The sequence below is a fragment of the Hydrogenophaga sp. FG152 genome (assembly GCF_057809615.1).
Map to the genome: position 1 here is coordinate 51,387 of NZ_JBMDKH010000006.1, position 14,963 is coordinate 66,349.

The window sequence follows — 14,963 nt, forward strand, 5'->3', positions numbered from 1 at the left end:
GGTCAGCGGCAGGTCATTTTCTGGCCCACCAGGTGCTCATGGCCCAGGTCTCGGCCTGGGTGTAGGGCGGCATGCTGGCAGGCTTGTCCAGGCGCGTGGCGTTGTAGGCCATGCGGTGTTCGTTGACCGTCCATTGCGGGATCAGGTAGTGGCTGTGCGCGATCACGCGCTCCAGCGCGTGGCAGGCTGGCAGCAGCTCGGCCTTGGTCCGGGAACTGGTCATGCGCCTCAACAGGGCATCGACCGCCGGGCTCTTGACACCCGCGAAATTGCCCGAGCTCGGCGTGTCCGCCGCCTTGCTGCCGAAGATCTCGACGTACTCCTGCCCCGGGTTGTTGGTGCCCGGAAAGGCGATCGAAATCATCTCGTACTCGAAACGATCGACCCGTTGCTGGTAGAGGGCGTAGTCCACGGAGCGGAAGTTCAGGCGAATGCCCAATTTCTCCAGGTTGCGGATCCACGGGCCGACGGTGCGCACGCCGCCCTCGCGGCTGTCCAGGTACTCCAGCACCATGGGCTCACCCTTGGCATTGCGCAGCGCGCCGTCGCGCACCGTCCAGCCCGCCTCGCTCAGGAGGGCGCGGGCCTTGCGCAGGTTCGCCCGCAGCGAGGAGTCTCCATCGGTGCGCGGGGGCACGGTCATAGGGCCGAAGACCGCATCAGGCACCTTGCCGCGCCAGGGCTCCAGCAGCGCCAGCTCCTGCGCCGTGGGCAGGCCCGTGGTTTCGCAATCGGTGTTGCCGAACAAGCCATTCACACGGTGGTACGAGCTGTAGAACATCTGGCGGTTCATCCACTCGTAGTCAATGGCCAGGCCCAGCGCCTCGCGCACCCGCACGTCCGCCAGCTTGGGGTTGCGCGTGTTGAGCACGTAGCTCTGGAAACCCGAGGGCAGCCGATGGGCGAATTCGCCCTTGACCAGCTCACCGCTGTCGAAGCGCTTGCCGTTCACGCGGCGGGCCCAGTCACCCGCGGAAAACACCTGCATCAGGTCGTATTCGCCGGCCTTGAAGCCCTCCAGGCGGGCGGTGTTGTCCTTGTAGATCTTGACCGTGATGCGGTCGAAGTTGTCCGTGCCGCGCTTGACGTTGAGATCGCGGGCCCAGTAGTTCGGGTCGCGCACGTAGGTGATGTCGCGCCCGAACACCACGGGGCCGATCTTGTAGCGCCCGCTGCCAATCGGCACGTCCATGACCACTTGATCGAACGGCTTGGCCTTGCCGTCCACCATGCCCCACTTGCGGCTGAAAACGGGAATGGTGCCCACCGTCAGCGGCAGTTCGCGGTTCGGCCGCTTGAAGCGGAAGCGCACCGTGCGCTCGTCGATCACGTCCAGCCCTGCGACCTCTTCCAGCAGCGTCTTGTAGGCCGGCATGGTCTGCGGGCTCATCAGCGTGTCGTAGCTGTGGCGCACGTCCGCAGCCAGTACAGGATCGCCGTTGTGAAACCGCGCCTCGGCACGCAGCTTGAACGTGGCCGACAGGCCATCGTCGGCCACCGAGACATCGCTGGCCAGCAGCCCATAGGCCGACGCGGTCTCGTCCAGCGAGGGTGTGAGCAAGGTGTCGAACACCAGTGCGGCGAGGTAGGCCGGTGCCGAACCCCGGATGGTGAACGGGTTGTACTTGTCGAAGGTGGACACCCGCTGGTTGCTCACCAGCCGCAGCTCGCCACCCTGCGGCGCGTTCGGGTTCACGTAGTCGAAGTTCGTGAAACCCGCCGGGTACTTCAGGTCGCCCCACAGCGCATAGCCATGGGCCGCCCAGCTGGCCGGGCTCCACGCCACCAGGGCCACGGCCGCGCACAGCGTCGCGAGACGGCGGTGGAGGCAAGGGGCGGAACGACGCATGAGACAATTCTGAAGGATTTTTCTCTGGAGACTGAAAAATGGGTTTTCTCGCTGGCAAGAAACTGCTGATCACGGGCGTGCTGTCCAACCGATCCATCGCCTACGGCATTGCCAAGGCCTGCCACCAACAAGGCGCCGAGCTGGCGTTCAGCTACGTCGGTGACCGCTTCAAGGACCGCATCACCGAGTTCGCGGCCGACTTCGATTCCAAGCTCATCTTCGACTGCGACGTGAGCGACGACGCCCAGATCGACAAGATGTTCGCCGACCTGTCGCAGGCCTGGCCCAAGTTCGACGGCTTCGTGCACAGCATCGGCTTCGCCCCACGCGAGGCCATCACCGGCGACTTCCTCGAAGGCCTCTCGCGCGAAGCCTTCCGCATCGCGCACGACATCAGCGCCTACAGCTTCCCTGGCATGGCCAAGGCGGCCCTGCCCTACCTGAACGACAAGGCTTCGCTGCTCACGCTGAGCTACATGGGCGCGATCCGCGCGGTGCCGAACTACAACACCATGGGCCTGGCCAAGGCCAGCCTGGAGGCATCCGTGCGCTACCTCGCCGAGTCGCTCGGGCCCAAGGGCATGCGCGTCAACGGCATCAGCGCCGGCCCGATCAAGACGCTGGCGGCCAGCGGCATCAAGGACTTCGGCAAGCTGCTCAACCTCGTGGCTTCCGCCGCGCCGATCCGCCGCAACATCACCATCGAGGAAGTGGGCAACGTGGCCGCGTTCCTGCTGTCCGACCTCGCCTCGGGCGTGTCGGCCGAAATCACTTACGTGGACGGCGGCTACGCCCAGACCACGGGCGTGAGCCGCGACAGCCAGGCCATGCTCTGAAATGGAAACGCCCCGCGCCACTGACGTGGCCGGGGCGCCTCGCGGCACGGAGGCCCGGGGGCCTCAGGCCTTCACGCAGTCCGCGAAATAGCTCTTGCGGCCGTCGTCGCCCACCACTTCCACCAGACCGTGGATGTCGGTCTCGAAGCCCGGGCACTGCAGGTTGAACTCGCGCGCGAACTTCAGGTAGTCCACGATCTTCTTGTTAAACACCTCACCCGGGATCAGCAACGGAATGCCCGGCGGGTACGGCGTCACCAGACTGGTGGTGATGCGGCCTTCCAGCGCGTCGATCGGCACACGCTCGGTGGTGCGTTGCGCGATGTGCGCGAAGGCATCGGTGGGCTTCATCGCCGGCGTGAGGTCACTCAGGTACATCTCGGTGGTGAGGCGCGCGATGTCGTAGCGGGCGTACAGCTCGTGCACGTGCTGGCACAGGTCGCGCAGGCCCATCTGCTCGTAGCGCGGATGCTTCTGGCAGAACTCCGGCAGGATGCGCCACATCGGCTGGTTCTTGGCGTAGTCGTCCTTGAACTGCTGCAGCGCGGTCAGCAGCGTGTTCCAGCGGCCCTTGGTGATGCCGATGGTGAACATGATGAAGAAGCTGTACAGGCCCGTCTTCTCCACCACCACACCGTGCTCGGCCAGGAACTTGGTGACGATGGACGCCGGAATGCCGTTGGTTTCGAAACGGCCGTCCAGGTTCAGGCCCGGGGTGACGATGGTCGCCTTGATCGGGTCCAGCATGTTGAAGCCGGGCGCCATGTCGCCAAAGCCGTGCCAGTCCTTCTCGCTGAAGGACACGTCCTTCTGCTTGAGCACCCAGTCGCCGGTCTCGCCCATGCCTTCGTCGGCCAGGTCGTCCGGCCCCCAGACCTTAAACCACCAGTCGTCCTCACCGAACTCGGCTTCCACCTTGCGCATGGCGCGGCGGAAATCGAGCGCTTCGAAGATGCTCTCTTCCACCAGCGCACGGCCGCCGGGCGGCTCCATCATGGCCGCGGCCACGTCGCAGCTGGCGATGATGGCGTACTGCGGGCTGGTGCTGGTGTGCATCAGGTAGGCCTCGTTGAAGAGGTGGCGGTCCAGCTTCACATTCTGCGAATCCTGCACGAGCACGTGGCTGGCCTGGCTGATGCCGGCCAGCAGCTTGTGGATGGACTGCGTCGCGTACACCACCGACTCCATCGGCCGCGCGCGCTTCTTGCCCATGGCGTGGAAATTGCCGTAGAACGGGTGGAAGGCCGCGTGCGGCAGCCAGGCTTCGTCGAAATGCAGGTTGGCCACGTAGCCGTCCAGCATCTGCTTGATGGCCTCGGTGTTGTAGAGCACGCCATCGTAGGTGGACTGCGTCAGCGTGAGCACGCGCGGCTTCACGGTCTCGGCGTCCACGCCGGCCAGCAGCGGATTGGCGCGGATCTTGGCCTGGATGGCCTCGATCTCGAATTCGCTCTGCGGGATCGGGCCGATGATGCCGTAGTGGTTGCGCGTGGGCTTGAGGAAGACGGGGATTGCGCCCGTCATGATGATGCTGTGCAGGATGGACTTGTGGCAATTGCGATCCACCACCACCACGTCACCCGGCGCCACCGTGTGGTGCCACACCATCTTGTTGGAGGTGGACGTGCCGTTGGTGACGAAGAAGCAGTGGTCGGCGTTGAAGATGCGCGCGGCATTGCGCTCGCTCGCACCGATCGCGCCGTTGTGGTCCAGCAGCTGGCCCAGCTCTTCCACTGCGTTGCACACGTCGGCGCGCAGCATGTTCTCGCCGAAGAACTGGTGGAACATCTGGCCCACCGGGCTCTTGAGGAACGCCACGCCGCCCGAGTGCCCCGGGCAGTGCCACGAATAGGAGCCGTCTTCCGCGTAGTCCAGCAAGGCCTTGAAGAACGGCGGCTGGATGCCTTCGAGGTAGCTCTTGGCCTCGCGGATGATGTGGCGCGCCACGAACTCCGGCGTGTCCTCGAACATGTGGATGAAGCCATGCAGCTCGCGCAGCACGTCGTTGGGCAGGTGCCGGCTGGTCTTGGTCTCGCCGTAGATGTAGATCGGCACGTCGGCGTTCTTGCGGCGCACCTCGTCGATGAAGCTGCGCAGGTTCAGCACCACGGGGTCGATGTCGTCGCCGTGGCTGAACTCCTCGTCGTCGATCGACAGGATGAAGGCACTCGCCCGGCTCTGCTGCTGCGCGAACTGGCTCATGTCGCCATAGCTCGTCACGCCCACCACCTCGAAGCCTTCGACTTCGATGGCCTGTGCCAGCGCGCGGATGCCCAGGCCCGAAGTGTTCTCCGAGCGGAAGTCCTCATCGATGATGACGATGGGAAAGCGGAATTTCATGTGAGATTCTCCAGCCGTGTTCAGCCGGCTACGGGGGAAGGGCACCATCGGCGGGGACCCCAACGGTGGCAAAGCAGGCGCGAAGTGTACGGAAATCGCGTGTCTCCCTGCGGAACGCGCCGGCCTTTTGTCGCAGAATGTGGCGCAAGCCAGACATTCCTTCTGGCCAGACCCTTGGGCCGCGCCCGGGTTCCCTTGGCATTCTGAAGACAGGAGTATTCATGTCGGACTCAACCGTGTGGTGGCTGCTGGCCGGCGCCGCCGTCGCGCTGGAGCTTTTCACAGGCACCTTTTACCTGCTGATGCTCGCCGTGGGCCTGGCCGCGGGCGCGCTCGCGGCACACGCCGGCCTGGGCACCACCGCGCAGCTGATCGCGGCGGCGGTCGTCGGCTCGGCTGCTGTGGTGGGCTGGTACTTCATCAAGAAACGCGGTGCCGGCGACCCCTCGGTGCGCGCCATGCGCAGCGTCAACCTCGACATCGGCGAGGTGCTGCAGATCGACGAATGGCACGCCGACGGCACCGCGAGCGTGAAATACCGTGGCGCGCAATGGACCGTGATCCAGCGCCCGGGCAACCCGCCCACCCCAGGCGCCTACCGCGTGGCCGAGCTCGTGGGCAACCGCCTGCTGGTTGACAAGGTCTGAGCGCGAACACGCATGCGCTACCCTCGCCCCTCCTGAAACCTTTCTGAGAAGCCATTGCCATGGAAATTGCCATCCTCCTCTTCATCATCGCCGTCATCTTCATCACACGGTCCATCAAGGTCGTGCCGCAGCAGAACGCGTGGGTGGTGGAGCGCCTGGGCAAGTACCACTCTTCGCTCGCGCCGGGCCTGAACTTCCTGGTGCCCTTCGTCGACAAGGTGGCCTACAAGCACAGCCTGAAGGAAATTCCGCTGGACGTACCCAGCCAGGTCTGCATCACGCGCGACAACACCCAGCTGCAAGTGGACGGCATCCTGTACTTCCAGGTCACCGACCCCATGCGCGCGAGCTACGGCTCGTCCAACTACATCGTGGCCGTGACCCAGCTGGCACAGACCTCGCTGCGCTCGGTCATCGGCAAGCTGGAACTCGACAAGACCTTCGAAGAACGCGACGTGATCAACGCGCAGGTGGTCTCGGCCATCGACGAAGCCGCGCTGAACTGGGGCGTGAAGGTGCTGCGCTACGAAATCAAGGACCTCACGCCGCCCGAGGCCATCCTGCGCGCCATGCAGTCGCAGATCACCGCCGAGCGCGAGAAGCGCGCCCTGATCGCGGCGTCCGAAGGCCGCCGCCAGGAACAGATCAACATCGCCACCGGCGAGCGCGAAGCCTTCATTGCCCGCTCCGAAGGCGAAAAGCAGGCCGAGATCAACAACGCCCAAGGTGAAGCCGCCGCCATCCTCGCGGTGGCCGAAGCCAACGCCGAAGCCATTCGCAAGGTGGCCGAAGCCATCCGCCAGCCGGGCGGCCAGGAAGCCGTGCAGCTCAAGGTGGCCGAGAAAGCCGTGGAGGCCTACGGCAAGGTCGCCGCCGACGCCACCACCACGCTCATCGTGCCCAGCAACATGACCGAGGTGTCGGCGCTGATCACCTCGGCCATGAAGATGGTCGGCGTGGGCAAGACCAACGCCTGACGCAACGCCAGCCTCACCACGGAGCCGCCACCATGACCTTGTCGCGCAACGTGCTGGGCGGCCCGCTGGTGCCCTGCTCCTACGACCCGCTCACCGGCTTCTACCGCGACGGCTGCTGCGAGACCGACGCCGAAGACCACGGCACGCACGTGGTGTGCGCCCGTGTCACGGCGGCGTTTCTGGACTTCTCGCGAGAGCACGGCAACGACCTGAGCACCCCGCGCCCGCAATGGCGCTTCGCCGGCCTCAAGCCCGGCGACCGCTGGTGCCTCTGTGTGCAACGCTGGCTGGAGGCCCTGCGCGCGGGCGTCGCCCCGCCCGTGGTGCTGGACAGCACCCACGCGGCGGCGCTGGAGTACGTATCGCTGGAAGTGCTTCAGCAACACGCCTGGCACAAGACGGCGGACGGCAGCCCGGCGGGATGAACGAAATCGCCTGCTACAATCGCAGGCTTCGCGGAGAGGTGGATGAGTGGTTTAAGTCGCACGCCTGGAAAGCGTGTGTGGGCTAATCCCCACCGCGGGTTCGAATCCCGCCCTCTCCGCCATTATTGAGTCTCGGACCTTCTCATCAGGTCTCAGACGCCCCCTGAAAGCCCCGTCCTCCCTCTAGGAGTGCGGGGCTTTTTTTGTTGCTCGCTGTGCAAATTGACTTGTAGCAAGTCACACATTTTTGCGGGCTATCTTTGGGGGAATCGCGGTACTTGAAGTGGGTATCGGCTCTGAGGCTCCAGACGGGACTCTCCATGCCCTGACCGACACCGCACAAGCGCCTGCGGCCAACTTCGCCTTCTCTAGAACGGCCCTGTCTGCGACATTACTCGATCGACAATAAACTCGTGTCTGGCCGTCACCACGTGAAGCGGTGCCTTGTATCTCTCCGAAAGTCGAGCGCGAGCTTTTTGAAGCTTAGAACTGAACTTGGGGGTGCGATGAGGCCGCGAGCAAACAATCAGCGCTGCGTTCTTGTCCGCCAACAACTTCTCACGAGCCATATATTCAAACGCTGCCTCAATTTGCTCAAGCGCGTGCTCGACATCAGTCCCTTTCAACTCGACCAAAATATTGTCGGTTGCTTGGCGGATCACTAGCCAATCGCAGGCTACAGCATTCTTCACTAAACATCCGTCAAACTTGACCCTAAAAAAATCCACACGTTCCGGATTAAGAAACACTGCAGACTTCCCTCTTTCTTGGACCAAAACCTTTGAAGCCTTTGTCTTTGTGTAGCACTCAATCAAGGGATTCCTCCAATTCCAGCAACCGTCCAAATTCCGTGCTCATTTCGCTGGAGACCTCATCGAGATAATCTGCGGAGATCAAACCGTCGGACTCAAGAATAGACTCTGTTTTTCCATCCCGCAAAGCATACGCTGAAACATTTCGTGCTGTGAGCCAGGCCCGACGACTAACGATTGAATCGAGTGCTTTTTTCTTGTCCTCTGACAGTCGCCGTGATAGCGCGCCTGCTTGCAACAAGTTATTGATCTTTGTCAGCACATAGGGGCTATGGGTTGTCAATACCAAATTTGCATTTGTATTAGCACTAACGGACGATACAAGAGTTTCAATAAGCTGACTTTGCGCCTTAGGGAATAGATGGGCTTCTGGCTCTTCGATGTAACATATTCTCTCTTCTCGAATCCTCATCAACCAAGGCAAGATAGTTGCCAAGGGGAGCAGTTCCTGCTGGCCGGAGGACATCGCACTAAGTGGGACCTTTCGATCATCTTGCGTGATCAGATATTCTCTCTCCCCATCTCGCTCGACCCTTCCGCCCAAAAGCTCATCAAACTGTCGTTCTAGGGTTTTCCTAAGCGACGACTCCGCTGTTTTTTCACCGTAGTAGTGAGCGAAACCTTGTTCCCGATAAGCCGTATACAACCTACCAAATTGAAGAATTAATGGATCCAGCACGCGACCTTGTTCAAACGCAGCGATCGCCTTTCCGATACTCGTAAAGAATGAACGTCCCGCCGGCACAAATGCTTGGTGCATCACCCTTTCTTTGCCCATTAAAACCGCTAGCGATTTTCTGGATTGATCAAATACACGATAGTCAAGCCCAAATGCAATTTCATCTCGCGAGTCTTTTGAAGACTTCTCCACGCTCTGCAGAAGGTTTTCGTATTGAAGCTTAAACGCTTCTGAGAACTTTAGGCGAAAATCATCGGATACTTTTCCGCCATAGGTTTTGCGCGTCAACGTAATATTGTAGTCACCTGCATTCAGCTCGATTCTGAAACGTTTCGATCCCCAAGCTTCAATCGGAAACCATTCAATAAATTTCGCCTTCAGTCCCAATGTAAACTTATCAAAGCTATGACGTCGCTGGATGCAGTTGTCTTGATGGTGAGCACAGTCAAAGAGGAAGTAGCAAAGTTTGCTGAGCACACTTTTGCCACTCGCTTGGGGACCAATGATCACAGTGAGCCGCTTGAGCTCAACTTGAGCGTTGAGCACGCAAGAAAAGTTTTCGACAGAAAGAGTTCGCATTTGCCGAGTGTACGTTCTGATGGCCTAGATTTTGTGAGCTTCGAGCGCATGAAGCTTGCATGCATCGCCATCTCTCCATCCCACCACCTTTTTCTTGGACCGCTACACGCTCACCCTCACGATGAACCAAGGGTTATCCCTCGAGAAAAAGTTAACCCAATCAATTGAAATAGGTTTACTATTTTCCGCATGGATACAAAGAAACCGCTTGGTGGAGCAAGACCCGGGAGCGGGCGAAAACCGCTGGCTGAAGGAGTGGCTACCGTCCCCGTCATGATCAAGATGACCGAGCCCCAACGCGCCAAGCTCAAGCGCCTGGGTGGTGCCCCTTGGGTGCGCGAGAGGATCGACAAGGCGAAGGAACCGAAGGAGTAGCGCCGCGTCTCGGGGCGTGACTTCCTGCATTGCAGGGAGTTGATCCGAGACACAAAAGCGAACGGCCACAGGGGGGCAACCCTGCAGCCGTTCTAACCACAACGTGCAACAACCTTGGAAGGACCGCACATCATGGCTAAGACCGATTCTAAGACCGCGAGCAATGTCGTCGACATTGCCCAAGCCCGCGCAGCGCGCATCCATCTCGCTCGCCCCGCGCGCTGCATCCGCCGCGCCCCCACTCGCCAAGCCGCCCCTGCGGCGCTGTGAGGGGGTGCGACATGTCAAGCAGCCAACTACTCCCCTCCTCCATCCAGAAGATCGAGGAGAAAGAATTCGACGGGTACATCGGCAAGGCCGAGGATCTGATGGCGGCGGGTCTGGTGAGGCCCGAGCAGTTCCCGCCTGAGGGCAAACGGAGCGTGTCCTACCTCGGCGGCGTGGTGATGCCTCGCCGCTGTCGGATGGATGAGACCTACCTTCGCGTGTGCCGGCGCGACGATGCCGACATGCCATGGTTGGTGTGTGTTGGCCTGCCGCGTGGCGAACTCCTTCAGCGCCGGGCCAAGGCCCGCGAGAAGCGCCGCAGGGAGCGGGCGCAGAGCGTCGCCAGATGCAAGGCCGAACTCGCCCAGCGCGAACTTGCGCGGATGCCCGGCTCCGAGCGGCAGTTCGTGTGTGAAGTCGCCGCCACCATCCGCGAGTTGGCGGACCTTGTTTTCCTCAGGCGGCTGGATCAGGCAAAGGGCGGGCACGGCTACAGGTTCAGCACCGAGACGAAGGAATCCGCCCTGACGGCGGTGGACGCGATCGTCGAAGCGCTGGTGCAGGGCGAGGTGATCTTTGACGCCGAGCGGCATGCGCAGATCGTGGAGGCGCACCGGGCGGTCATCCGCGCGGCCGATCCGGCCTTCTATGCCCAGCTCGACAAGCTGACGACGCCCGATGCCTCCATCCTCGCGGGGGAAGCGCCATGAGCCGCCGCTGCAAACCGGGGCAGCGCGCCAGAGTGATTGGCGAAAGCCGGAACAAGGGCGCCATTGTTTTGGTCGTCGGCCCGCATTTTCCGAGCGAGGAGTGGGGTGGCTCAGGGCGGTGGGTCGCAGGTCTCTTCCCATGGAAGACCATCTCGCTGGGCGGCCCTCTTCACATTCGAGACGCGGACACCCTGGAGCCCCTGCCGCCATCGATGTACTGCGTTTTCGAGGACGAAGACCTGGAGCCGCTGAAGGACGACGACGACGGCCTGACCTGCTCCACCGGGAAGGACAGGCCGAAACGAGACCCGGCGTGCGGCGTGCTGGAGGAGGACCCCGTCTAGGGGCCGGTCAGGCCTGCGAGGCCGCCACGGGCAGGCGTGGCTTGCCGCCGCGCCGCTGTTGCCAGATCGAGGCGGCAAACACCACCAGCCCGCCCACGGCGAGCAACGCGCCCACCCAGCCTGTCGATGTCCAGCCCAGGCCGCTCGCAATCGCCAGACCGCCCAGCCAGGCACCCAGGGCGTTGGCGAGGTTGAAGGCGGAGTGGTTGAGCGCGGCGGCCAATGCCTGCGCTTCACCGGCCACATCCATCAGGCGGATCTGCAGCGCCGGTGCCAGCGCCACCACGGTGCCCACCAGCAGCACGTTGAGCGACACGGCGGCGGCGTATGGCGCGGTCACGAGCATGAGCAACAGCACCAGCGCCGACCACACCAGGGTGCCGCCGATGGTGGGCAGCAGGGCCTTGTCGGCCAGTCGCGCGCCCACGAGGTTGCCGGCGATCATGCCGACGCCGAACAGCGCGAGCACCAGAGGGATGGCACCGAGCGAGAGGCCAGTCACCTCGATCAGCGTCGGCTTGATGTAGCTGAACACAGCGAACATGCCGCCGAAGCCGATGGCGCCGATGCCGAGTGTGAGCCAGACCTGGGGGTTGGTGAGCGCCGCGAGTTCCCGCAAGGGGCTCGCCCCTTCGGGCGCCGGCAGGTTCGGCAGCGCACGGTGGATCATCACGCTGGCCAGCAAGGCGATCACGCCCACCAGCACAAAGGCGCTGCGCCAGCCCCAGTGCTGCCCCAGCCAGGCCGCCACGGGCACCCCGATGAGCGTGGCGCCCGTGAGGCCCAGCATCATCAGGCCCACGGCCTGGGCCCGGCGGCCCGGTGGCACCAGCGAGGCGGCCACGAGGGATGCCACGCCGAAATAGGTGCCGTGCGGCATGCCGGCCATGAAGCGCAGCAGGTTCAGGCTCCAATAACCGGGGGCCGCCGCGCTGGCCAGGTTGCCGAGGGCGAACAGCACCATCAGCACGACGAGCAGCATGCGCCGGGGCCAATGGGCGGTGAGCACGGCCAGCAAAGGCGCCCCGACAACCACACCCAGCGCGTAGGCGCTGATCACATGGCCGGCCTGCGGGATGCTGACCTGCAGCGTGGTGGCCACTTCGGGCAGCAGGCCCATGATGACGAACTCGCCGGTGCCAATGGCAAAACCGCCGAGCCCGAGGGCCCAAACGGTGGCACGGAAAGCAGGATGGGTGGCGGGGTCGCCCGTGGGGGCCTGGGAGGATGTGGCGGACATTCCCTCGATCTTGCTGCAACGCAGCATTCCACGCAGGCTGGGGGTTTTACCCCTTCGGGATCAGGCCACCACGTCACGCATCCGGTCGAGGTCGGACCGGTACTGCGCGGCCAGGCTGACTTTTTGCCTGTCGCTCAGGATCTTGCCGGAGAGCTGGAAGAACTTGCGCTCTTCTTCCCGCAGGTGGTGGTGCACTTCGTGGGACAGCTTCTTCGCCAGCTCCGGCCAGGCCTTGGGCTTGTTTCGCGCCTCTTCCAGGGCTTCGACACATTCATCGATCTCATGGTGCTCGTGCAAAGCGTGGCGCGACGAATCCAGCCCCATGTCGTCAAACAGGATCTGGGCGTACAGATAGCGCTCTTCGGCGGCCGCGTGGGCGGCCAGTTCGATGCGCAGCGCCTTGAAAATCTCTTGGGCGCGGGGATCCTCGGGCTTGGTGCGCACCAGCCGCCGGCACAGCGTGCGCTGCGTCTCGTGGCTTTCGCGGAGGGCTTCGTAGATGTTGTCCATGGGGATCTCCTGCATAAAAAACCCGGCCGAGGCCGGGCATTCCTCGTCTCAGCCGATCAACCACGTTGCGGGTTGTTGCTGCCTTGCTGCTTGCGCGACGGATCGTTGTTGTCCGCCTGGTTGCCGCCTTGCTGCGGCGACTTGCGGTTGTCATCGCGGCCGGGTTGTGCCTGTTGCTGCTGGCCCGGCTTGTTCTGGCTGCCGGGTTGCTGCTGATTGGGGTTCGGCTGCTGTTGCTGCTGATTGGGGTTGTTCTGGCTGCCAGGCTGTTGCTGGTTCGGGTTCTGCTGTTGCTGCTGGTTGGACTTGCCTTGGTTGCTCATGCGAAATCTCCAGAAAAGAAACGGGTTGCGGGCAGGATCGCCACGCACAACCAGTCTAAAAATCCCCGTGCGGCCCGGGTGTCGGCTGAGGCCCCCCTTCCCTGTAGGACTGCACCCACGCCGGGCGCAGACGAAAAAAAGCCACCGCATGCGGTGGCTTTTTTGTCACAGGAGGCCTCCGAAGAGGCCGTCCCGTCCGGGGCACTGGCCGATCAGCGGATCACGGCCAGGGTGGTGCGGTTGCCGCCCTTGTAGGTCATGAGCGTCAGGGCACCGTTCTTGATGTCGCCCTTTTCGTCGAAGGCGATGTTGCCGGTCACGCCCTTGTAGTTGGTGGCCTTGAGCGCGGGCAGGTAGACCTTGGGGTCGGCCGAGCCGGCGGTGACCATGGCGTTGACCAGCACCTTCGTGGCGTCGTACACGTACGGGGCATAGACCTGCACGTCGGCGTTGAACTTGGCCTTGAAGTCAGCACGGAATTTCTCCATGCCTTCCTTCTGTTCGCCTTCCACACCACCGGCTTCGGCGCAGAACACCTGGTCGTCGGCCAGGCCATCGGCGGCCAGCTTCGGCAGCTCGGTCGAGCAGATGCCGTCGCCACCCATGAACTTGGCGTTGATGCCGAGCTGCTTCATCTGCTTGAGCATCGGGCCGGCCACGGCGTCCATGCCGCCGAAGAACACCACGTCGGGCTTCTTGGCCTTCAGGGTGGTCAGGATGGCGTTGAAGTCGGTCGCCTTGTCGTTGGTGAACTCACGGCCCACCACCTTGCCGCCCGCAGCAGCCACGCCCTTTTCGAACTCGTCGGCCACACCTTGGCCATACGCGGTGCGGTCGTCGATCACGGCCACGCTCTTGGCCTTGAGCGTTTCCACGGCGTACTTGCCCAGCGTGCCACCCAGGTGCACGTCGTCAGCCACCACGCGGAACGCGCCGGCGTAACCCTGGCGGGTGTACTTGGGGTTGGTGGCGGAGGGGGAGATCTGGGGAATGCCGGCGTCGTTGTAGATCTGCGAGGCCGGGATGGTCGTGCCGGAGTTCAGGTGGCCGATCACGCCAGCGACCTTGGCATCCACCAGCTTGGTGGCAGCGGCGGTGCCTTGCTTCGGATCCGCTGCGTCGTCTTCCGCCAGCAGTTCGAACTTGACCGGGTTGCCACCGATGGTCAGGCCAGCTGCGTTGAGCTCCTCGATCGCCATGCGGGCGCCGTTCTCGTTGTCCTTGCCGAGGTGGGCGATGGCGCCGCTGGTGGGACCAACGTGACCGATCTTGATGACCTGAGCGGCGGCAGCGGGGGCTGCGGCAGGAGCGGCTGCGGGTGCGGCCTCTTCTTTTTTGCCGCAAGCGGCAAGTGCGACAGCCGCCGCGATGACGGCCAGTTTGGTGTTCAGTTGCATGGTTTTCCTCGGAAAAGGATGGAAGTTGGAATGCGGAGGGAACTTTTTTTCTCCACGCCCATAAAGATACTCCAAAAAACCAGCGGATTTCGCATCGCGCAGCGCCTGTGGGAAGGAACGAGGGTTTTCCCAAAGTCGCATCACGCCATTGAATGGCCCATAAGGCTGGCGCATGCTGCCCGGCGCAGGTGCGCGAGCGTCAGGTCAGTCCTGGGGCGCCAGCTGGAGATCGTGCCGCTGGGGCTCGATGCCCTTCGCCTTGTAAAGCTTCCAGCGGTCGCGCGCGTGTCCGCGGTCTTCCTGGTCCCCGGTCACCACCTCGATGACACGCGCAAAGCCTTCGTAACCGGCCGGCATGTCCAGGCGCAGGTTCACCAGCACCGTGGCCCCGTTGGCGGCCGAGACCTCGCTGGCGAGGTGGATGGGCGAGCGGGACTTCACATGCGCGGGGTCCGTCGGCCCGCTGTGGGGGATGAACTCGCCGTTGGCCATGGTCCAGAGCGCGGCATCCAGCGCCGTCCGCTCCCGCTCTTCCACGAGCACCATCACCCGCGCGCCGCGCAGGTAGGCCTTGCGCAGCAGGCGACAGGCGTAACCCAGCTTGTCGGGTGCATTGAAATGGAAGGCCACCTCGGTCATGCTGCGCGCCGTGT

15 protein-coding genes and 1 tRNA gene are annotated in these 14,963 nt (G+C 63.1%); 7 read left to right on the plus strand and 9 right to left on the minus strand.

Annotated elements, in window-relative coordinates; translation table 11 throughout:
- Positions 1–13: 13 nt before the first annotated feature.
- Positions 14–1,849 carry an extracellular solute-binding protein gene (locus ACODTB_RS08955; RefSeq protein WP_291115721.1) on the minus strand — a complete coding sequence of 612 codons (1,836 nt, stop codon included), beginning with the start codon at positions 1,847–1,849 and terminating at the stop codon, positions 14–16.
- Between the two features lie 38 nt (positions 1,850–1,887).
- Here ACODTB_RS08955 and fabI point away from each other — a divergent pair, with 38 nt between their 5' ends.
- Positions 1,888–2,685: an enoyl-ACP reductase FabI gene (gene fabI, locus ACODTB_RS08960; protein WP_291115724.1), complete on the plus strand. Its 798-nt coding sequence runs from the start codon at positions 1,888–1,890 to the stop codon at positions 2,683–2,685.
- 63 nt (positions 2,686–2,748) lie between these two features.
- On the opposite strand, the gene ACODTB_RS08965 is transcribed toward fabI, so the two are convergent.
- Positions 2,749–5,025 (minus strand): Orn/Lys/Arg family decarboxylase, encoded by a 2,277-nt coding sequence (locus ACODTB_RS08965; RefSeq protein ID WP_291115727.1) that lies wholly within the window; start codon positions 5,023–5,025, stop codon positions 2,749–2,751.
- Positions 5,026–5,246: 221 nt separating this feature from the next.
- Here ACODTB_RS08965 and ACODTB_RS08970 point away from each other — a divergent pair, with 221 nt between their 5' ends.
- From ACODTB_RS08970 to ACODTB_RS08985, 4 genes are all read left to right on the plus strand, one after another.
- On the plus strand, positions 5,247–5,672 hold the full coding sequence (locus ACODTB_RS08970) for an NfeD family protein (protein WP_291115730.1): 426 nt from the start codon (positions 5,247–5,249) through the stop codon (positions 5,670–5,672).
- Positions 5,673–5,731: 59 nt separating this feature from the next.
- A complete protein-coding gene (locus ACODTB_RS08975; RefSeq protein WP_291115733.1) occupies positions 5,732–6,649 on the plus strand; it encodes an SPFH domain-containing protein in 918 nt (305 codons plus the stop codon).
- Between the two features lie 32 nt (positions 6,650–6,681).
- On the plus strand, positions 6,682–7,074 hold the full coding sequence (locus ACODTB_RS08980; protein WP_291115736.1) for a DUF2237 family protein: 393 nt from the start codon (positions 6,682–6,684) through the stop codon (positions 7,072–7,074).
- Positions 7,075–7,106: 32 nt separating this feature from the next.
- Positions 7,107–7,196 (plus strand) — tRNA-Ser (locus ACODTB_RS08985).
- A 246-nt stretch (positions 7,197–7,442) separates the two neighbouring features.
- Here ACODTB_RS08985 and ACODTB_RS08990 read toward each other — a convergent pair.
- Entirely contained in the window at positions 7,443–7,889 is a 447-nt protein-coding gene (locus ACODTB_RS08990) for a hypothetical protein (RefSeq protein ID WP_291115739.1), read from the minus strand.
- Positions 7,882–9,144 carry an AAA family ATPase gene (locus tag ACODTB_RS08995; RefSeq protein ID WP_488929255.1) on the minus strand — a complete coding sequence of 421 codons (1,263 nt, stop codon included), beginning with the start codon at positions 9,142–9,144 and terminating at the stop codon, positions 7,882–7,884. The genes ACODTB_RS08990 and ACODTB_RS08995 overlap by 8 nt, the downstream gene beginning before the upstream one ends.
- A gap of 656 nt (positions 9,145–9,800) precedes the next feature.
- Here ACODTB_RS08995 and ACODTB_RS09000 point away from each other — a divergent pair.
- A complete protein-coding gene (locus ACODTB_RS09000) occupies positions 9,801–10,496 on the plus strand; it encodes a hypothetical protein (protein WP_291119015.1) in 696 nt (231 codons plus the stop codon).
- Positions 10,493–10,840, plus strand: a complete 348-nt coding sequence (locus ACODTB_RS09005; protein ID WP_291119013.1) for a hypothetical protein — start codon at positions 10,493–10,495, stop codon at positions 10,838–10,840. Before ACODTB_RS09000 ends, ACODTB_RS09005 begins: the two co-directional genes overlap by 4 nt.
- A gap of 7 nt (positions 10,841–10,847) precedes the next feature.
- Here ACODTB_RS09005 and ACODTB_RS09010 read toward each other — a convergent pair whose 3' ends face one another.
- The 5 genes from ACODTB_RS09010 to ACODTB_RS09030 form a co-directional block, all read right to left on the minus strand.
- On the minus strand, positions 10,848–12,080 hold the full coding sequence (locus ACODTB_RS09010) for an MFS transporter (protein WP_291119011.1): 1,233 nt from the start codon (positions 12,078–12,080) through the stop codon (positions 10,848–10,850).
- A 60-nt stretch (positions 12,081–12,140) separates the two neighbouring features.
- Positions 12,141–12,590: a hemerythrin domain-containing protein gene (locus tag ACODTB_RS09015; RefSeq protein WP_291119009.1), complete on the minus strand. Its 450-nt coding sequence runs from the start codon at positions 12,588–12,590 to the stop codon at positions 12,141–12,143.
- A 56-nt stretch (positions 12,591–12,646) separates the two neighbouring features.
- The gene (locus ACODTB_RS09020; protein WP_291119007.1) at positions 12,647–12,913 is read right to left on the minus strand and encodes a hypothetical protein; all 267 of its coding nucleotides are present in this window, start codon (positions 12,911–12,913) and stop codon (positions 12,647–12,649) included.
- Positions 12,914–13,125: 212 nt separating this feature from the next.
- Positions 13,126–14,310: a branched-chain amino acid ABC transporter substrate-binding protein gene (locus tag ACODTB_RS09025; RefSeq protein ID WP_291119005.1), complete on the minus strand. Its 1,185-nt coding sequence runs from the start codon at positions 14,308–14,310 to the stop codon at positions 13,126–13,128.
- Positions 14,311–14,514: 204 nt separating this feature from the next.
- Positions 14,515–14,949, minus strand: a complete 435-nt coding sequence (locus tag ACODTB_RS09030) for a DNA polymerase III subunit chi (RefSeq protein ID WP_291119004.1) — start codon at positions 14,947–14,949, stop codon at positions 14,515–14,517.
- Between the last annotated feature and the right edge of the window lie 14 nt (positions 14,950–14,963).